Here is an 18,781-nt window from a genome sequence, read left to right as displayed (position 1 = left end):
TCATTTGAGGACGCTGTTTGACCGATTGATCGGCAGTCTGGTTTTCAAGATCGCAATTGCGATCATTGTCGTGGAAACCATCCTTCTTGGTCTGTTTGGCGGTTATTATGTGCAGTATTTCGGGGCCGAGATTGATCGTCGGATTGCCGAACAGATCAGCACGCCCGGACGGCTCATTCAGCATGAACAACTCAAGGTCTCGGTCCTGAGCGATCCCGAGCAGATGAAGCTTCTGCTGGGCCCGCACCTTCAGCAGGCTTTGGCGATCGGATTTGACGGCACGATCTATCATTCGACCGATCCGCTGATGATCGGTGCGTCGATCAATGCGCTAAAAGGCTTTCCGGTGGATGAGCTGCGCGCGGACATGACCGAGCAGACCCTGATGACGGTTGATGACGAAACCGGCGAAAGCATGGTCAACATCACACCGATCTTCAATCTGAATTCCAACCAGCCCTTTATGTATGTCTATCTCAAGGTTTCGACCAAGGGGCTTGAGGAAAGCCAGCGCCAGATGCAGTCGGTGCTTTTGATCGGGTCGGCGCTTTGTCTGCTTTTGACATCGGCGCTGATCTTTCTTTTCACCCAGCATACGGTTCTCAGGCGCCTGATTACGGCAGCCCAGTTCGTCAACAAGATCCAGATTGGCAAGCTGAGCTCGCGACTTATCCCGATGGGGCGGGATGAAATCGGAACACTGGAACGTGGCCTGAACGCGATGGCCGAAAGCCTGGAGCGCCGCACCCAGCAGCATCAGGCTGCACAGGATGCGTTGCGCGACAGTGAGGAACGGTTCCGCGACTTTACGCTTTCATCTGCCGACTGGTACTGGGAGATGGGCAGCGACCTCAAGATCGCGTTTGCGTCCTACAAGTTTTACCAGCTGATCGAGGAAATCAACGGGTCGCCTCAGGGTCAGACCTTTGACAAGCTTGGACTGCATCCCGAACATCCCGAGGGCTGGCAGCACCTTCAGCGCCATCTCGATCAGCATACGGCATTTTATAACGTCGAGTTCTCCTGGACATCGCGCACCGGGGAAAAACAGTTCGGACGCATCAATGGCGTTCCGGTCTTTGCGCTGGATGGCAGCTTTAATGGCTATCGCGGAACGGGCAGCAACATTACCGAGCAAAAGCGTGCCGCTGAAGAACAGCATGCGCTGCAAAGACAGCTTGCCACATCGCAAAAACTTGAGGCGGTTGGCCAGATGGCCGGCGGCGTTGCCCATGAATTCAACAACTGCCTTGCCGGTATCCTGAGCTTTGCCGAAGTCGCACGTGCCAAGATTGATGATCCCGAACGGGTCAAGGAATATATCGGTCACGTCATTTCGCTTGGGGAGCGGGCCACAGGTGTTGCTGATCAGCTTTTGATGTTCTCGCGCCGCCGGATTGACCAGCCCAAGAATGTCCGGGTGGAAAGCATCTTTGCCGAGATGGAAAAGCTTCTGGTGACGTTGCTTGAACATCGCATTGATCTGCAAATCTGGTCCGATGAGCCTGAACTTTATACCAAGGTCGATCCGACCCAGCTGTCGGCCAGCATCCTGAACCTTGCCATCAATGCGCGCGATGCCATGCCCGAGGGCGGGACATTGCAGATTTCATGTCGCAGTGCAGACATCCCACCAGCGGGCAAGCGCGACACCGATGACGATGAAGACATCTATCCGCCAGAGGTCGAAGGGCAGTTTGTTGTCATCACCGTGCAGGATACCGGAACCGGCATCCCCGAAGATGTGATCAGCCATATTTTCGAGCCCTTCTTCTCGACCAAGGAGCCGGGCAAGGGCACGGGGCTTGGGCTTTCGATCGTCCATAGCTGGGTCGAGGAGTCGCACGGCTTTATTAATCTTGAAAGCGTCGAGGGCGAAGGCACGACCTTTTCGATCTATTTGCCGCGCACCGAACCGGGTAACGAGCCCGTCCATGTCGTCGATGAAATCGGCGAGTTCCCGGGCAATGGCGAACGTGTTCTGATTGTCGATGATGAACAGGCGCTCAGAACCACAGCCCAGATCATTCTTGATGATGCTGGCTACAAGACGGAAACCGCCAAAAGCACCGAAGATGCCCTGGTGATCCTTGAGCAGAATGCCGAAGACGCGCCCTTTGACGTCATTCTGACTGATGTTGTCTTGCCCGGACGCAGCGGCCCGCAGCTGATTATCGAAGCGCTGCGGCAAAATCCGCGCTATGGCGTGGTCTTCATGTCGGGCTATCCGGCGCGGTCGCGCAAGGAGCTTGATAATCTTCTGGGCAATTACGTCTTTGTCAAAAAGCCGTTCCGACCGGGCCAATTGCAAAAAGCCATTCAGGATGCGCTGAAACTGGCATCGGATCGGCCAAAACCGGACTGACAAACCAAATTAAAGCCCGAGTCCCCAACCCTGACCACCGTGAAATGACGCCCATTTCGCCGATTGGTTAAAAAAATCTTACCCGCCTATATTAGCCAAAATGCTTGCAAACCAAGCCATTGGCAGCATCGACCCTATTGTGGCACTGGATAGTGTGACAACCGTCACTTATATCAATAGCACAAGCTCATACCGTGAGTTTCAGAGAGATTTTAACCACCCCGGTTGATGAGGGCATTGCCCCGCCGGACAAGTGATGAGGTCAGGATGATCGACTCAATTCAAGGTTCAGGACTTGGTCCCGCAGCAAAGGCTGCAAATGACGCAATTACGCCCAATGGTGGTGCAGAGCCGTCTCTGCCTTTCGCAGCCGCAGAAGGCGCGATCAACAAGGCAACCGGACTGGCCAAGGTTATCGGATCGATCGTGACCGAGCACCAGCCGCTTGAAACCAGCGGCAACCGTGGCACCAAAGTTAATATCCTAACGTGATTTTTCCCTCTCGTTAGCTTCCTCCGGGGTGGTCTTTGATGACCACCCTTTTTTCTGTGCGAATTCCGGAAAATTGGTAAATCGGGCCGGTCGTGCGCGATCATGACAAATGCCTGACCACGTGATAGGATTGGCGCGTTTTCAAACGTGGATGATCACATGGCGACCAACAGAATTGGCACAGGCTCCTCGCAAACAGGCCTTCAGGATGCGCGCACGCGTCCGCAAGGTGGCCTGGTGTCACGCGGCCGGGTCGGCGCCAATTCCGATCAGCCATCCTCTGACAGCTTCATCGCATCCCAGCTTGCCCGCCTGCGCAACCTGATCGCCACCGATCAGATTGACCACAATGCCCGGCGTGGGACGTATCTGAACATCTTGCTGTAACCGGCGCATCTGCCTTCAATACCCGCAAAGAAAAAAGCCCCGTACCGAAGTACGGGGCGAGTTCATTTGTCCAGGTGTGTTGGACAAGGGAGCTTGCGCAAAAGCGTGAGGGATCACGCAGTTGCCTGGTTTTCGCTCTCTGAGCGAATGGGGTGTTCCAGCTTGTCGACGATTTCTTTTGGCACGATCTGCCAGAAGTTGCCGCGTTCACGATCCCAGTTATCGAGGATGGTGCGGGCAAAACCGCTTTCGGTTTCGCTCACATGTTCCTCGATCAGGGAACGGCAATGTTCGTCCCAATGCTGGGTTTCAATGCGCTGATACAGGATGGAGCCATCATTGACGACATCGGCAAAGGTGCCTTCGGTGTCATAGATGAACGCCATGCCACCGGTCATGCCCGCCCCGAAGTTTTCACCAACGGAGCCAAGAATGACGGCCGTGCCACCGGTCATGTATTCACAACCGTTCGAGCCACAACCTTCAACCACAACGGTCGCACCGGAGTTACGCACACAGAAACGCTCACCGGCCTGACCTGCGGCAAATAGCTTGCCCGCGGTCGCACCATAAAGAATGGTGTTGCCGATGATGGTGTTTTCGTTGGTCTTAAGCGAGCTGCTTGGGCGCGGACGCAAAACAATCGTCCCGCCCGACAGACCCTTGCCGACATAGTCGTTGGCATCGCCCTGAACTTCGATCTTAAGCCCCTGGACTGCAAAGGCACCAAGCGACTGACCGGCAGATCCGCGCAGACGGACATGGAGATGGCCCGGTTTCAGGCCGGTCATACCGTATTTCTGCGTGATCAGGGACGACATCCGGGTGCCAATCGCACGCTGGGTGTTCTGGATGTTGTATTGCAGCTGCATCTTTTCGCCGTCTTCAAGAAGCGGACGGGCATCCTTGATCATCTGGGCATCAAGGGTATCCGGGACTTCGTTGCGGCCTTCGATGGTGCAGAAGCGTGCATGATCACCGGCATCGGCCTGTGCCAGCAGCGGGTTGAGGTCAAGGTCAACAAGGTCCTTGGCGCCACGGTGAACCTGCTGAAGCAGGTCCGATCGGCCAATGACTTCTTCCAGACGGGTATAGCCAAGCTCGGCCAGAACGTCTTTGACTTCCTCGGCCATGAAGGTGAACAGGTTGACCAGTTTGTCTGCGGTGCCCACGAACTTGGCACGCAGGGCCGGATCCTGGGTACAGACACCGACCGGGCAGGTGTTGGAATGGCACTGACGGACCATGATGCAGCCCAGCGCGATCAGGGATGCGGTTCCGATACCGAATTCCTCGGCACCGAGCATCGCGCCCATGACAATGTCACGTCCGGTTTTGAAACCGCCATCAACACGCAGTTTGACCTTGTCACGCAGGTTGTTCAGCGTCAGCACCTGGTTGACTTCTGACAGACCCATTTCCCACGGCACACCGGCATATTTGATCGAGGTCTGCGGGCTTGCACCCGTACCACCGTCATACCCGGAAATCAGGATGACGTCGGCTTTTGCCTTGGCAACACCAGCCGCAATCGTACCGACACCCGAACGCGACACCAGCTTCACGCAGACGCGGCAACGCGGGTTGATCTGCTTGAGGTCATAGATCAGCTGTGCCAGATCTTCGATCGAATAGATGTCATGGTGCGGCGGCGGTGAAATCAGGGTCACACCCGGCGTTGCATGACGCAGCTGGGCGATTTCCACCGTGACCTTGAAGCCCGGCAGCTGACCACCTTCGCCCGGTTTTGCACCCTGGGCGACCTTGATCTGGATTTCTTCGCAGTTGTTGAGGTATTCGGCCGTTACACCGAAACGACCCGATGCCACCTGCTTGATCGAGGAACGCGCATTGTCGCCGTTCGCACGTGGACGGAAACGTTCACGCGATTCCCCGCCTTCACCGGAGTTCGATTTCGCACCGATACGGTTCATGGCAATCGCCAGCGCTTCGTGCGCCTCGGTCGACAGCGCGCCATGCGACATGCCCGGCGTTACGAAACGTTTGCGGATTTCGGTGATGCTTTCGACCTGATCCTGACGCACACCTTCGCGGTCAGAACGGAAATCAAGCAGATCACGCAGATGCAGCGGTTCACGCGAGCGCAGACCATCCGAGAATTTCTTGAAGGAATGGTAGCTGCCCGTGGTCACAGCGGATTGCAGGGTGTGGATCAGCGGACCGGTCCAGACATGGCGTTCGCCACTGCGGCGGTATTTGTAGAGACCGCCGACCGGCAGAACCACAACATTGCCGTTAAAGGCTTCCTTGTGCTGGGCGATGGTGCGGCGCTGGATCCCCTGAAGGCCGATACCCGAAATGCGCGACGGCATACCCGGGAAGAATTCAGCCACAAGGGATCGCGACAGACCGATGCTTTCGAAGTTATAGCCACCACGATAGGAGCTGATGATCGAGATGCCCATTTTCGACATGATCTTGAGCAAGCCGGCATCAATGGCGGCCTTGAAGCGCTGCATGACTTCAGCCGTGCTGTTCACATTCGGGAACAGGCCACGGGCATAACGGTCCAGCAGACCTTCCTGTGCGAGATAGGCGTTCACCGTGGTCGCGCCGACACCGATCAGAACGGCGAAGTAATGCACATCCATGCATTCTGCCGAACGGACGTTGAGCGAGATATAGGTGCGAAGCGACGTCGTGACGAGGTGACTGTGAACGCCACCGGTGGCCAGGATCATCGGGATGGCCGCACGGGTTTCGGAAATGCCTTCGTCGGTCAGAATGACGTGCAGGGCACCACCGCGCACAGCTTCCTCGGCTTCGCGCTGAATGCGCGAGATCGCTTCACGCAGCGCCATCTTGCCACCATTGATGTCAAAGGTGGTGTCGATTTCGACCGCACTGTCGCCCATATAGCCGCGCATCGCGTCATATTCGGCGTTGGTCAGAACCGGGCTTTCGAGCTGCAACAGATCACACTGGCTTTCATCCTCGTCAAGGACATTCCCCAAGTTACCCAGACGGGTCTTCAGGCTCATGACGCGCGCTTCACGAAGACTGTCGATCGGCGGGTTGGTCACCTGCGAGAAGTTCTGACGGAAGAAGTGATGCAAACCACGATAACGGTCCGACAGGATCGCAAGCGGGGTGTCATCCCCCATCGAACCAATGGCTTCCTTGCCGTCTTCACCCATCGGATGAAGGATCAGTTCAAGGTCTTCGTGGGTCAGGCCCATCGATTTCTGCAGGCGCAGAAGACGTTCTTTTTCCAGGTTTGCCGGTTCAGCCTGTTCCGGTGAAATCAGGTCATCAAGCACCTTGGTGCGACCAACCCATTTCGACCAGTCACGGCGTGCTGCCAGCTGATCCTTGAGCTCGGCATCATGCAGAAGCACGCCTTCTTCAAGGTTGACGGCAATCATCTGCCCCGGGCCGAGGCGGCCTTTTTCAACGCAGGCTTCTTCGTCAATATGGACCATACCGGCTTCGGAACCGGCAATCAGAAGACCATTGCCCGTAACCGCATAACGCAGCGGACGCAGACCGTTACGGTCGGTACCGCCCATCAGCCATTTGCCGCCATAGGCCGCAAGCGCCGCCGGACCGTCCCACGGTTCCATCACGGCGTTGCAATAGGCATAGAGGTTTTTATAGCTGTCGGGCGTGGATGCCTTTTTCGACCAGGCTTCCGGCACCATCATGGTTTTGACCATCGGCAGGTCGCGACCAGCACGCACCATCAGCTCGAACACGGCATCAAGGGCTGCCGAGTCAGACGAGCCCGGCTGAATAACCGGTTTGAGGTCATCGATGCTGTCGGCATAGGCATCATGTGCCATGCGTGCTTCGTGGCTTTTCATCCAGTTGACGTTACCGCGCAGCGTGTTGATTTCGCCGTTATGGGCAAGCACACGGAACGGCTGTGCCAACGGCCAGCTCGGGAAGGTGTTGGTCGAATAACGCTGGTGATAGACGCAGAAGTTCGAGATGAAGCGCTCATCACGCAGGTCGGGATAGAAGGTATCGACGTCCTCGGCGAGGAACATGCCCTTGTAGATCACCGAACGGCACGACATCGAGCAGATGTAGAAATCCTTGATCGCCTCGGAAAGCACGGCCTTCTCGATGCGGCGACGGATCGCATACAGGTCGATCTCGAACTTTTCTTCGCTGACATCTTCGCGCACGCCAATCAGGACCTGCTCGATTTCCGGGCGGGTCTGGTTGGCTTTTTCACCGATCACCGACACATCGACCGGCACCTGACGCCAGCCCAGAATACCGTAACCCTGTTTGAGGATTTCGGTTTCGACAATCGCACGGCAACGTTCCTGTGCGGCCATGTCGATACGCGGCAGGAAGACCTGACCAACAGCGATCAGGCTGTCGGGGGCTTCCTGGTTGATGACTTTAAGATAGGCCTTGAAGAAATCCTGCGGGATCTGAAGGTGGATACCCGCGCCATCGCCGGTCTTGCCGTCGGCATCAACAGCGCCACGGTGCCAGATGGCCTTGAGCGCCTCAATCCCGGCTTCGACAACTTCGCGACGCGGCTTGCCGTCAATCGCCCCGACCAGACCCACACCACAGTTGGCGTGTTCTTCTGCCGGATCATACATCCCGCTGGCTTCAAGATGAGCCGCGTTCTTTTCAAAACGGGCGATATCAGCGGCGCCCTTGCTGTGAACGATTTTGTTCATAACTCTCTCTCCTAATGCGGCAGCGGGATTAAGCGGCAGCTTCTTTGCGCGCCAGCAAATATTGATCAATCCGGTCAGCCGCATCACGGCCATCGCGAATTGCCCAGACCACAAGCGATGCACCACGGGCAATATCACCAGCAGCAAACACGCCATCCAGATTGGTCATCATGGTGCGGAAGTCGATTTTGACCGTGCCCCAACGCGAAACACCGAGTTCCGGTGCATCAAACAGGGTCGGCAGATCTTCGGGTTCAAAACCAAGTGCGAGGATAACCATGTCGGCATCCATGGTGTAGCTTGAGCCTTCGATGATTTCCGGGCTCTGACGGCCGCCGGCATCCGGGGCACCAAGGCGCATCTTGACCGCGCGCACACCAGTTACCTTGTCATCACCGACGAAAGCTTCCGGGTTGGTCAGCCAGACGAATTCAACACCTTCTTCCTCGGCATTGGCAACTTCGCGCTGCGAGCCCGGCATGTTTGCCCGGTCACGACGATAAAGACACTTGACCGATTTTGCGCCCTGACGGATCGCGGTGCGGACACAGTCCATGGCGGTGTCACCACCGCCGATCACCACGACATTCTTGTCCTTGGCATTAAGGGTGCCGTCTTCATAAGCCGGAACCTTGTCACCGAGGCTGTGGCGGTTGGACGTGGTCAGATATTCAAGGGCGGGATAGACATTTTCCAGACCGGCACCCGGCAGTTTCAGATCACGTGCCTTGTAAACACCGGTCGCGATCAGAACGCTATCATGTTTCTTGCGCAGGTCTTCAAGGGTGGCGTCACGGCCAACTTCGAATTCGGTGTGCATGACAACGCCACCTTCTTCGAGAAGTTTCACGCGGCGTTCGACCACATCCTTTTCAAGCTTGAAGCCCGGAATACCATAAACCAGAAGCCCGCCCATGCGGTCATAACGGTCATAGATATGCACTTCATATCCTTTGAGACGCAGCTGTTCTGCTGCCGCCATGCCACCGGGGCCACCGCCGATAATCCCAACCGACATCCCGTTTTCCTTGGTCGGGACCGGCGGTTTGACCCAACCATTGGCAAAGGCGGTATCGGTGATGTATTTTTCGACCGAACCAATGGTGACGGCACCATGGGTCGATTGTTCGATCACGCAATTTCCTTCGCACAGGCGGTCCTGCGGGCAAATGCGGCCGGTGACTTCGGGCATGTTGTTGGTTGCAGCCGAGATGGCATAAGCCTCTTCCATGCGACCTTCGGTGGTCAGGCGCAACCAATCGGGAATGTTATTATAAAGTGGGCAATGTGCCTGGCAGAAAGGCACACCACACTGCGAGCAGCGCGCGGACTGGTCCGCAGCACTTTGGTCCTCGAACGGCTCATAAATTTCGTTGAAATCCGTGCGGCGCTCGGACGCCTCTCTTTTGTGCGGATATTTTTGTTCAATATGAACAAACTTCAGCATCTTTTCTGTCATGACGGCCCTCTGGAAGGGTTTTATGTTGCGGGTTTCGCTCTGTATACGTGTCGAGGTGGCAAGAATCCAGCACAAAATACCATTTAGGTCAATAAAGCTGACTTAAATATCCGGATTAATTTTGCGGCCTTTCAGAGAAACGGTGATCAAATCACCGTAAGATTGTTTCAATAGTACCATAATGGTACTATTTATGCATTTCGCCAAAATGGGCTAAACTGCTATAAGCGATCAGTTTTTGCAGCGAACAGGCACCGAGGCGGGCGTGACCCTACAGCACATCATTCTTCTGGCGATCGTTCAGGGGATCACCGAATTTCTCCCCATCAGCTCATCTGGCCATCTGGTCCTGGCCCCTGCCATCACCGGCAGTGCGGATCAGGGTTTGTTGGTAGACGTCGCAGTGCATGTTGGCACTTTGGCCGCTGTTTTGATCTATTTCTGGCGTGATGTGTTCGCCATGCTCGGCGGATTCGTCCGGCTGTTTACCGGGCGAATCAATGCTGGCGCCCGCCTTGCCATTCATATCGTGCTGGCCACCATCCCGGTGATCGCCGTCGGATTCTATTTCAAAGTGTCGGGGATCGAAGAACAGCTGCGCTCGATCGAAATCATTGCATGGACCACGCTGGGCTTTGGTGTGTTGCTTTGGATTGCCGATAAGGTCGGCATGACGATCAACCGTCTGGAACATATGCGTTGGGGCGGTGCGTTGTTTATCGGCCTTGCACAGGTTCTGGCCCTTGTGCCAGGCACCAGCCGGTCGGGCATCACCATGACAGCTGCGCGCTTCATGGGCTATGAGCGGTCCGATGCCGCGCAATTTTCCATGCTAATGTCGATCCCGGTTATTCTCGGTGCCGGGTTGCTGGCGGGGATCGATCTGCATCAGGCCGGTGATATCAACCTGACCCAGGACGTGCTGCTGGCAGCGGGTCTGTCCTTTATCACCGCACTCATTGCCATCGCCCTTTTGATGAGCTGGCTGAAACGATCCAGCTTCACCCCATTTGCGATCTATCGCATTTTGCTTGGCGGTGGGCTTCTGGTGTGGATTTACGTCTATGGCGGCACACCCCTGCCCTTCATGAGCTAAACCACACGCCACGCCATTCTGGTCCACAAACAAAGTGCCTCAAATGTATCTGCGCCCCCTTGATCCGGTGAATGATGGTCCGGAGCTGCACGTTATTTTTGGTGATGACGATTGTTGCCTGTGGCTGCCCGAACCGGCCACCCCGGACATTGAAACCACCATCACCAAGCTTAAGGAATGGTACGGCGGGTTTGCCGATACATCATGGGTCGTTTGTGAAATACCCGATGGACCGGCCCTTGGGGTGATTGCCTTTTACAATACGGGTCGCGATGCCGATATCTGGGAAGCAGCCTGCATGATCCATCCGGCTGCGCGTGGGCAGAATTATGCCGCACGCGGATTGGCGGCCGCGATGGAAGATCTGTTTGCCAAAACATCGGCGCGTCGCATCTTTGCCGATATCGACCCGGACAATCACGCATCGCAAAAGACATTCGAGAAACTCGGCTTTACCCGCGAGGGGATTTTGCGCGGTGAATGGGAAACCCATATCGGCATCCGCGATTCCGTAATTTACGGATTGCTGCGCAGCGACCCCCGCCCTGAAATCGCCAACAAGCCGGAATTGCTTGGCCGAGGCTAGTCCTGCCAGATCGGGCCGCCGGAAAGGACGATTTGGGCGCGTGCCGGGTCTTCGGGGGCGTAATCCGAATCCTCGACAAAGCGCATCAGGAACGGTTCGTGCGACAGCAGGAATTCAATAGCGCCACACTGGACTTCATTTGATCCGATCCCGGCTTTGAGGTCATCAAGCCCCATGCCGGTTTGCGCGATCAATCCTTGCAGCAATTCTTCATCCCCCGCGATATGGGCGATGGCGCGAATGGCAAGCGTTTCAGCTGCGTCCTTGTTCATGGTTTTGACTGCCTGCGTAAGCGTGTTTCTATTTAAACCATTGGGCCTTGGCCATGGCGCGCCAGATGACCAGGCCTGCGATCACAATGACGCCAGCGGCAATCCCGCCCAAGCCATTGCCCGCCATCAGAACCAAGCCCCAGAATCCGACTGTGCCAAAGCCAATCGCAAGGCTGAGGAAGGCGGATTTGGTCAGGGTATCCTGATTTTTCTGGGCCATTTCGGCGCGCTTGATTTCATCGACGATCTCATACCAGGCCAGTTGCTGCCAGCGGGAATATTTCAGCCCCTTGCGCGGTCCCTTGCGCAGAAATTCATCAAGCTGTTTGACGATATTGGCAGCGCGCTCTTCGGGGGCAACATATTTGCCCACTCGTTCTTTCTTGCGCGGGCCTTCATCTTCTTCATCTGGTAGCGGCATAAAGGGGCCTGACCTGACACGTGGTTGCGGCAATGCGTTATGGATAGGCGGCATGTGCTTTACATCCGGTAAACATCACCGTGACGTGCGGTTCTGCCAGCGGCGCAAGACCGCCTTTTCGATTTCGACCAGGACAAAGACGCTAAACCCGACGCCCACCGCCATGGCCCAGCCCAACGGCGGGATGGCGACACTTTCAAACAGATACTGCATCGGCGGCGCATAGGTGTAGATCAGCTGGAAAATCACCACCAGTGCCACCGCGACCAGCACCGCCCGACTGCCAATCAGGCCCTGTCGGTTGACGGCCGATGCAGTGAGGAAGCGGGCATTGAACAGATAGAACAGCTCAAACATGACAAGCGTGTTGACCGCCACCGTGCGCGAAACTTCCAGATCCGCACCCCGGTTCTGGAACCAGACGAACACCCCGAAAACCCCGATCACCAGAATGAGCGAGACAAAAACCGTCCTCCAGATCAGAAAGCCCGACAATAACGGCGCATCCCGCCGACGTGGTTGGCGCTTCATGACGTTGTCTTCGGCCGGTTCGAACGCAAGGGCCAAGGCCAGCGTCACCGCCGTGATCATATTGACCCACAGGATTTGCGGGGCGGTAATCGGCAGTAACTGCCCCAGGGCCAGCGCCATGACGATGGTCAGGGCTTCCCCGCCGCTGCTGGGCAGGATGAACAAGATCGATTTGACGAGGTTGTCATAGACCGTGCGGCCTTCCTCCACCGCGGCGGCGATGGAGGCGAAATTATCATCGACCAGCACCATCTCGGCGGCTTCCTTGGCGGCTTCGTTGCCCTTCTGGCCCATGGCAACGCCGACATCGGCGCGTTTGAGTGCCGGGGCATCATTGACGCCATCACCCGTCATGGCAACGACATGGCCTTCGGCCTGCAGGGCCTTGACCAGACGGAGTTTATGTTCGGGACTGGTGCGGGCAAAAACATGGGATTTGCTGGCAACGTCACGCAAGGCGCCATCATCAAGCCCGTCAAGCTCATGACCACTCACCACCCGTTCGCCATCCCCAAGGCCCAGTTGGCGGGCAATCGCACCTGCGGTGATGGCATGATCACCGGTGATCATTTTCACCGCGATCCCGGCGGCCCGGCATTTGGCAACAGCGGCGATGGCTTCTTCGCGTGGCGGATCAACCAGGCCATAAAGACCGATCAGCACCAGATCCTGTTTGACGTCATCAAAGACCAATTGGTGATGACCGTTATGGGTCGGGCGGTAGGCCAGTGCGAGAACCCGCTGACCGTTTTCGGCCATTTCCTGCATGCGGGCTTCCCAATAGGGACGATCAAGGACCTCCTGATACTCCGGCCCGCCTTGCGAGCTGCACATGCCCAGAATACGTTCCGGCGCGCCTTTGACATAGATGAAGCCATGGCCTTCGGCATGGTGATGCAGGGTCGCCATGAAACGGTGTTCGGATTCAAATGGGATGACGTCATGGCGCGGCAGCAGACGGTTTTCAGCCCCCGGTTCCAGTTCTGCCTTCATGGCAAGGGCGACCAGTGCGCCTTCGGTCGGATCGCCATCGACCGACCATTGGCCATCCGCTTCATGCAGACCGGCATCACTGCACAGCAACGCCCCGCGCGCCATTTCGGTCAGGCCCGGATGATCATCGAGTGTGACCGGTTTGCCATCCAGCTCAAACCCGCCTTCGGGGCGATAACCCGTACCGGTCACGGCATACAAATGCTTGCCGGTGGCAAGGGACTGCACCGTCATTTCATTGCGCGTCAGCGTGCCGGTCTTGTCCGAGCAGATGACACTGACCGAACCCAAAGCCTCCACCACCGGCAGGCGGCGAATGATTGCACGGCGTGATGCCATGCGCTGCACGCCCGTCGCAAGCGCGATGGTCATGATGGCAGGCAGACCTTCGGGGATGGCGGCAACTGCCAATGCGACGGCGCCAACGAACATATCCGCCGCCCCACGGCCATGTACCCAGACACCAATGGTAAAGGTGACAAAGGCCACCGCCATGATCGCGGCACTGAGCTTGCGGCCAAAAGTCGACATTTGGCGCAAAAGCGGGGTGGTGAGCGTACTGACCTCGGACAGAAGCGCGCTGATGCGGCCAATTTCGGTTTTCGCACCCGTGGCAACAACCACGCCGCAGCCCTGCCCATGGGTGACCATGGTGCCGGAATAGGCCATGGAAAACCGATCACCAAGGGCTGCGTCCTCGGCCACCGATGAGACGGCCTTGTCGACGGGGACAGATTCGCCGGTCAGGATAGCTTCCTGAATTTGCAGGCCCTTGACCCGGATCAGGCGCAAATCGGCCGGAACCTTGTCGCCCGATTGCAAATGGACGATATCGCCGGGCACGACATTTTCGGCAGGGATTTCGGTTTTGTTCCCGCCGCGTTCGACGATGGCGGCCAGCGACAGCATGTTGCGGATCGCTTCAAGCGCGCTTTCCGCCCGGCCTTCCTGAACAAATCCGATGATGGCATTGATCACCACCACCGCCAGAATGACGGACGTATCGACCCAATGCGCCAAGGCCGCCGTGACGACAGCCGCAAGCAGCAGGACATAAATCAGCACATTATTGAATTGCGCCAGAAACCGGATCAGTGGCCCGCGCCGACGTGGCGGGTCCAGACGGTTGGGACCATATTGTTCCAGACGCGATGATGCTTGCTCTGCATCAAGACCTTGCGGGCTTGTCTGGAAATCCTCCAGAGCCTGCTCGGCCGGCAAAGCGTGCCAGGACCGGTCTTTTTGCACCGGGTTTTGGGAAATCTCGGCTGGTTTGGCGACGACTTTGTTCATGGCAATGCTGGCCTGTTGATGGCGCGATCAGCACATCACAAATCCTATCGCACTGCAACATTACTTACAAGCAGCCCAAACCGATCATCAGGTTACGACGAGTGCGGCAGCCGCAATGACGCCAAAGGCAATCAGATGAACCATCATCATTCTCCTGCGTTCGCAATGAACCAAACATCCACAGCAAGACTGCGGATCGAGCATTACAGGGTGAAATGCAAAGCAGAGGATTTGAGGGCGGGAATTCGACAATTTGATGCCGGGGCCGCGAATGGGTCGACCGGTGCGCTGGTGCGGGCGGCCGGACTTGAACCGGCAAAGCCTTAGGGCTGACGGATTTTAAGTCCGCTGCGTTTACCAATTTCGCCACGCCCGCGACGCGCGTTGGAACCGGCCAAGGCCGGTGCAAAGCGTTCTAGCGCGGCTTCGTTTTTGACGCAACATTCTATTGGCCCGGACCGCAACCTTTGCGCCCGGTTTGGCTGCTTGGACAGCAATGGGGCAGAACTGCCCGTCTTTCTCCACATTCCCTGCATTTTCGTCTGCAACGATCAATCACTGACCCGAACAGAGATGTTTAACGTCAGATGAACAGGCCTTTTCAAACTGCCGTGGTTGCCACAGTCTGTCTGGCGGCCATCGCCTATGTCGTTCGCCGCGAGACAAACCAACCGCCCATTATCGCGCCGGCCCTGGCCAGCGACGATGGTGCGCGCCCTGATGCGCCGGTTTTGCGCAACAAGACCACCACGCGCAGCGAAAACCAGCGCCGCCACATGAACCGCCTTTACGACAAGATGGACGAGGATCTTTATGGCAGCCGGGTCGCGCCGCTTCTGTCTGAAAGCTTCCTTGCCCCACCGCAACAAGCGACCGAGCATCTGCAATTTGGCGCTAGCACACCGACGCCAAGCGAGATTTTGGCCGGTCGTACTGCCCTGTCATCACTTGCACGCAGGATTGATTTTGACAGTGCGGCGGGTACCTTCCCCGCCCAATCGCGCAGTGCCCACGCACCGATCAGCATCTGGCTCGCGGGCAATCATTCAGAACTTGAAAACCGCATTACCGGGTCGGGCTATGACCCGGGGCTTAGTGGCGACACCATCTCGATTGATAGCGGGGTTGATTATCTGGTGGATGACGGGTTGGTGCTTGGTCTTGGTATTGGCTGGGGCAGTACGGTTGGAGAATCCGGTACGCGCCAGCTGCATTACCGCGAGAACAATCTGGCCCTGTCGCCCTATTTTGTGTCGCGCGTCACGGACTGGTTTAACCTGCGTGGCAGCATCAGCCTGGGTCAAAGCACCATTGCCCAATCGCCGATTGGCACAGTACCCGATCATGTGCGCTACGCGGAAACGCTTGATAGCACGAGCATTTCAAACAGCATCGGGTTCGGGACCGATTATGAATTTGGTGCCGTGCCACTGCGCATTCAGCTTGATGGCGACATGATCACCGCACGTGAACATATCGATGCCGCACGCGCCACCAATGGCGGGCTGGTGCCGGGAAGCACTGCCACCACGCAGCTTTTTGATGCCTCGATCGAGGCGCGCTATCGCCTTGCCCTTGGCAATCACGAGATCATCCCGTTTGCCGGACAGGAAGAAACCATCTCGCTTCTCAATCAGAATTACGGGCGCAGCGGATCGACGCGCTATTACGCCGGGTCGGAATATGCCTATGACCCCTTGAACTTCGATCTCAGCATTCAGGGCTTTCGCGATCATGCCACCGGGGCTGAGGACATTACCGGCATCCGATCTGAATTCTCGCTGGTACATGATGTGGCGCGGTCATCGATGACGCTTGAACCGTTTGTCAGTGTCGAAAGCACCAATCTTTATCTTGATACCGGCGGCGGCATTACCCAACAGTGGGGCCGCTTCCCGGCCAGTGTCAGTTTCGAGCTGCGGCGCAAACTGACCTATGAAGTTGCGCATGGGGATTATACCGGGCTTCTCACCATAGATGTGCCGTTCTGACGGCAACCCACCGCATGCTTGCGCAAAATGCGCGGGCAATCGCATGATGTCATCATCTTGCTATTGGCGAGATCGGCGCTGGCAGGTAGGGTGCAAAACAATTGAAAGTTACCCCGCAATTCCATCAGGCCCGCGCCATGACCAAACCAGATCAGATTGCCGAAAACAGTGCCGAGGACATTGATCCGACGCCGCCGGTTTTCGACAAAGCCTTCCAGAAGCAGTTCATTGATTTGTTGCTGTGGCGGCGTGATGTCCGGCGTTTTCGCACCGATCCGATCCCACAGGAAGACATCGACGACCTGATCAAGGAAGCCTGCCTGGCCCCGTCGGTTGGCAATTGCCAGCCATGGCGTTTTGTGAAGGTCAATGATCCCGATCGCCGCAAATCAATCCGCGACAGTTTCGAGCGCGCCAATAACGAGGCGCTTAATGACTATCACGGTGAGCGTGCCAAGCTTTATGCGTCACTCAAGCTGCAGGGGATGGATCAGGCGCCGGTGCAATTGGCGGTCTTCGCCGACGAAGAAACGGAGGCGGGCATGGGGCTGGGTCGCAAGACCATGCCCGAGATGCTTGATTATTCAGCTGTGGCAGCGGTGCAGTTGCTGTGGCTGGCCGCGCGCGTCAAGGGCATCGGGGTTGGCTGGGTATCGATCCTTGAGCCCGATGTTGTCGGCAAAACGCTCGATGTGCCCGATCATTGGCGCCTGATTGCCTATCTTTGCATCGGCTATCCGGAACAGGATCACGTCGTGCCCGAACTGGTGCGCGAAGGCTGGCAGGATCGTATTGACCCCGACACCCTGACACTTGAACGCTAGAGCGTGTTGCATCAAATTCCCCTCGCTTTGTTTGTTTTTGGCGTGTGGTTTGGCAAGGCACAGCGAGCAGAGCGATGCGGCGCATCGGTCAAACGGTGTAACGCCGCGAAACGCCGCCAAAGACAAACCCTGTGGGCCGCGACATCCTTCCGCCCCGCAGCGTCAAGGTCCTTGACCGTAGCCCCGCTACGCGCAGCGGACCTTTCCTTGCCGGACAGAAGGATGTCCTCGGCAAAGTGAGGAGAATTTGATGCAACACGCTCTAGGAACACGACATGTCTGGCGATGAAAACAAGACGAACGACCCCAAGCAGTCCCCACAGAAAAAGGGGCTGTCGAGTGGTGTTTACTTCAAGATTCTCGGCTATATCCTGACCGCTGGTTGGGTCGGGTTCATTCTGGCCGTATCGGGTGGGGATTCAAACCACCCGCTGTTTGATTACATCTTTATCGTCCCGCTGGCGGGCTGGATCATCGGCATGCTGGTGGCCCGGGTTATCGCCAAAAAATCAGCCGAAGACCAAGCCTGATCAAGGGCATCTGCCCAAATGACAAACGCGCCAATTACGGCGCCTTTTCCTATTTGCGGTCATGGTCATTGCGGTTGCGCGTTCGCTCGTCACGGTAGCGGTCATTATCCGAAAAGCCGCCCATTGTCATGATCCCGATACCCAGGCTGATGCCGCCAAAAGTCACGAACAGGCCAAAAAACAGCAGAAAAATGAAGATCGGTGCATCACGCGATGACATCGCAAGGCTGTAAATCCCGCCAATATCGAAAAACAGAACCAGTGCGCCAAACACCAATGCACCAAACCCGCCATAAGCGGTGTGTTCGATCATGAATTTGACAATCGAGCGTGCTTCGCGCGCGGCTTGACTGTTGCGGCGATCTTCATGCTGATCTCGGTTCTGGTCGGTCATGTTCTCTTCCCGTCACAAGGTCAGAACAATTCTAGACACAGCGATTGGTGATTACCTTGACCAAACGCAATCAAACAGCGCCGGTGTCTTCGATCACTTCCCTGCCGCCTTCAATGATGGCAAGGCGAATGCGATCTGATGCCTGATTGACGTCATTGGGCTCCTCGCCGCGGACGACCAATGTCGTACCAAGCTTGCCTTCGCGCAGGAACGGATAGGACCCGATATCAGTTGCAGGGAAATCATCCTGGATTTCAGCCAGCACCTTGGCAATGGTGCCTTCGGGGATATAGCCCCCGACAGAGCGCGACACCATTGGTTTGCCGCCGATCAACTGATGTTTGATGCCCTGGAACATGGCCTGCATGATCATCGGTACACCGGCCATGACATAGACGTTTTCCATGCGAAAACCTGGTGCCTTGGAGATCGGGTTTTGGATCAGCTCCGCCCCGACTGGAATGCGCGCCATGCGCAGGCGGG

Annotated in this window: 15 protein-coding genes and 1 tRNA gene; 8 read left to right on the top strand and 8 right to left on the bottom strand. The window is 56.8% G+C overall.

All coding sequences use genetic code 11. The features are described 5' to 3' along the window. Positions 1-4 precede the first annotated feature (4 nt). The 3 genes from ACXAF0_RS16070 to ACXAF0_RS16060 all read left to right on the top strand — a co-directional run bounded on the left by ACXAF0_RS16070 (position 5) and on the right by ACXAF0_RS16060 (position 3,244). The gene (locus ACXAF0_RS16070) at positions 5-2,365 is read left to right on the top strand and encodes an ATP-binding protein (protein ID WP_475346852.1); all 2,361 of its coding nucleotides are present in this window, start codon (positions 5-7) and stop codon (positions 2,363-2,365) included. A gap of 267 nt (positions 2,366-2,632) precedes the next feature. Continuing rightward, positions 2,633-2,857, top strand: coding sequence for a hypothetical protein (locus ACXAF0_RS16065; RefSeq protein ID WP_475346851.1), 225 nt, complete (start codon positions 2,633-2,635; stop codon positions 2,855-2,857). Between the two features lie 159 nt (positions 2,858-3,016). Further along, positions 3,017-3,244 carry a hypothetical protein gene (locus tag ACXAF0_RS16060; protein WP_475346850.1) on the top strand — a complete coding sequence of 76 codons (228 nt, stop codon included), beginning with the start codon at positions 3,017-3,019 and terminating at the stop codon, positions 3,242-3,244. 113 nt (positions 3,245-3,357) lie between these two features. Here ACXAF0_RS16060 and gltB read toward each other — a convergent pair whose 3' ends face one another. After that, positions 3,358-7,908 (bottom strand): glutamate synthase large subunit, encoded by a 4,551-nt coding sequence (gene gltB / locus ACXAF0_RS16055; RefSeq protein ID WP_475346849.1) that lies wholly within the window; start codon positions 7,906-7,908, stop codon positions 3,358-3,360. 28 nt (positions 7,909-7,936) lie between these two features. Beyond that, complete coding sequence (locus tag ACXAF0_RS16050; protein WP_475346848.1) at positions 7,937-9,367, bottom strand: NAD(P)-dependent oxidoreductase; 1,431 nt, start codon at positions 9,365-9,367, stop codon at positions 7,937-7,939. A gap of 265 nt (positions 9,368-9,632) precedes the next feature. Between ACXAF0_RS16050 and ACXAF0_RS16045 the strand changes: the two genes are divergently transcribed. After that, a complete protein-coding gene (locus ACXAF0_RS16045; protein ID WP_475346847.1) occupies positions 9,633-10,463 on the top strand; it encodes an undecaprenyl-diphosphate phosphatase in 831 nt (276 codons plus the stop codon). 43 nt (positions 10,464-10,506) lie between these two features. Beyond that, positions 10,507-11,049: a GNAT family N-acetyltransferase gene (locus ACXAF0_RS16040; RefSeq protein WP_475346846.1), complete on the top strand. Its 543-nt coding sequence runs from the start codon at positions 10,507-10,509 to the stop codon at positions 11,047-11,049. On the opposite strand, the gene ACXAF0_RS16035 is transcribed toward ACXAF0_RS16040, so the two are convergent. The 4 genes from ACXAF0_RS16035 to ACXAF0_RS16020 all read right to left on the bottom strand — a co-directional run bounded on the left by ACXAF0_RS16035 (position 11,046) and on the right by ACXAF0_RS16020 (position 14,935). Further along, positions 11,046-11,321 carry a DUF3572 domain-containing protein gene (locus ACXAF0_RS16035; RefSeq protein WP_475346845.1) on the bottom strand — a complete coding sequence of 92 codons (276 nt, stop codon included), beginning with the start codon at positions 11,319-11,321 and terminating at the stop codon, positions 11,046-11,048. The two genes, ACXAF0_RS16040 and ACXAF0_RS16035, sit on opposite strands and share 4 nt — an antisense overlap. A 28-nt stretch (positions 11,322-11,349) precedes the next feature. Further along, positions 11,350-11,742 (bottom strand): hypothetical protein, encoded by a 393-nt coding sequence (locus ACXAF0_RS16030; RefSeq protein WP_475346844.1) that lies wholly within the window; start codon positions 11,740-11,742, stop codon positions 11,350-11,352. Positions 11,743-11,817: 75 nt separating this feature from the next. Continuing rightward, positions 11,818-14,559, bottom strand: a complete 2,742-nt coding sequence (locus ACXAF0_RS16025; protein ID WP_475346843.1) for a cation-transporting P-type ATPase — start codon at positions 14,557-14,559, stop codon at positions 11,818-11,820. A gap of 289 nt (positions 14,560-14,848) precedes the next feature. Beyond that, a tRNA-Leu gene (locus ACXAF0_RS16020) sits at positions 14,849-14,935 on the bottom strand. Positions 14,936-15,146: 211 nt separating this feature from the next. Between ACXAF0_RS16020 and ACXAF0_RS16015 the strand changes: the two genes are divergently transcribed. From ACXAF0_RS16015 to ACXAF0_RS16005, 3 genes are all read left to right on the top strand, one after another. Next, a complete protein-coding gene (locus tag ACXAF0_RS16015; protein WP_475346842.1) occupies positions 15,147-16,550 on the top strand; it encodes a hypothetical protein in 1,404 nt (467 codons plus the stop codon). Between the two features lie 137 nt (positions 16,551-16,687). Then, entirely contained in the window at positions 16,688-17,374 is a 687-nt protein-coding gene (bluB, locus tag ACXAF0_RS16010; RefSeq protein WP_475346841.1) for a 5,6-dimethylbenzimidazole synthase, read from the top strand. A gap of 275 nt (positions 17,375-17,649) precedes the next feature. Continuing rightward, positions 17,650-17,904, top strand: coding sequence for a hypothetical protein (locus ACXAF0_RS16005; protein ID WP_475346840.1), 255 nt, complete (start codon positions 17,650-17,652; stop codon positions 17,902-17,904). A 49-nt stretch (positions 17,905-17,953) separates the two neighbouring features. Here ACXAF0_RS16005 and ACXAF0_RS16000 read toward each other — a convergent pair whose 3' ends face one another. Continuing rightward, entirely contained in the window at positions 17,954-18,298 is a 345-nt protein-coding gene (locus ACXAF0_RS16000; protein ID WP_475346839.1) for a hypothetical protein, read from the bottom strand. Positions 18,299-18,368: 70 nt separating this feature from the next. After that, the coding region (locus ACXAF0_RS15995; RefSeq protein WP_475346838.1) for a molybdopterin-binding protein at positions 18,369-18,781 on the bottom strand (413 nt) is incomplete at its 5' end.

The organism is Thalassospira sp. ABD4_177 (assembly GCF_056160125.1).
This window is presented reverse-complemented; position numbering and strand designations above follow the sequence as displayed.

Excerpts from the sequence above, each read along its gene's own strand:
- ACXAF0_RS16025 (WP_475346843.1), bottom strand. The coding sequence starts at position 14,559 with ATGAACAAAGTCGTCGCCAAACCAGCCGAGATTTCCCAAAACCCGGTG.
- ACXAF0_RS16000 (WP_475346839.1), bottom strand. The coding sequence starts at position 18,298 with ATGACCGACCAGAACCGAGATCAGCATGAAGATCGCCGCAACAGTCAA.
- bluB (WP_475346841.1), top strand. The coding sequence starts at position 16,688 with ATGACCAAACCAGATCAGATTGCCGAAAACAGTGCCGAGGACATTGAT.
- ACXAF0_RS16050 (WP_475346848.1), bottom strand. The coding sequence starts at position 9,367 with ATGACAGAAAAGATGCTGAAGTTTGTTCATATTGAACAAAAATATCCG.
- ACXAF0_RS16065 (WP_475346851.1), top strand. The coding sequence starts at position 2,633 with ATGATCGACTCAATTCAAGGTTCAGGACTTGGTCCCGCAGCAAAGGCT.
- ACXAF0_RS16015 (WP_475346842.1), top strand. The coding sequence starts at position 15,147 with ATGAACAGGCCTTTTCAAACTGCCGTGGTTGCCACAGTCTGTCTGGCG.
- ACXAF0_RS16040 (WP_475346846.1), top strand. The coding sequence starts at position 10,507 with ATGTATCTGCGCCCCCTTGATCCGGTGAATGATGGTCCGGAGCTGCAC.
- gltB (WP_475346849.1), bottom strand. The coding sequence starts at position 7,908 with ATGAACAAAATCGTTCACAGCAAGGGCGCCGCTGATATCGCCCGTTTT.
- ACXAF0_RS16035 (WP_475346845.1), bottom strand. The coding sequence starts at position 11,321 with ATGAACAAGGACGCAGCTGAAACGCTTGCCATTCGCGCCATCGCCCAT.
- ACXAF0_RS16005 (WP_475346840.1), top strand. The coding sequence starts at position 17,650 with ATGTCTGGCGATGAAAACAAGACGAACGACCCCAAGCAGTCCCCACAG.
- ACXAF0_RS16030 (WP_475346844.1), bottom strand. The coding sequence starts at position 11,742 with ATGCCGCTACCAGATGAAGAAGATGAAGGCCCGCGCAAGAAAGAACGA.
- ACXAF0_RS16060 (WP_475346850.1), top strand. The coding sequence starts at position 3,017 with ATGGCGACCAACAGAATTGGCACAGGCTCCTCGCAAACAGGCCTTCAG.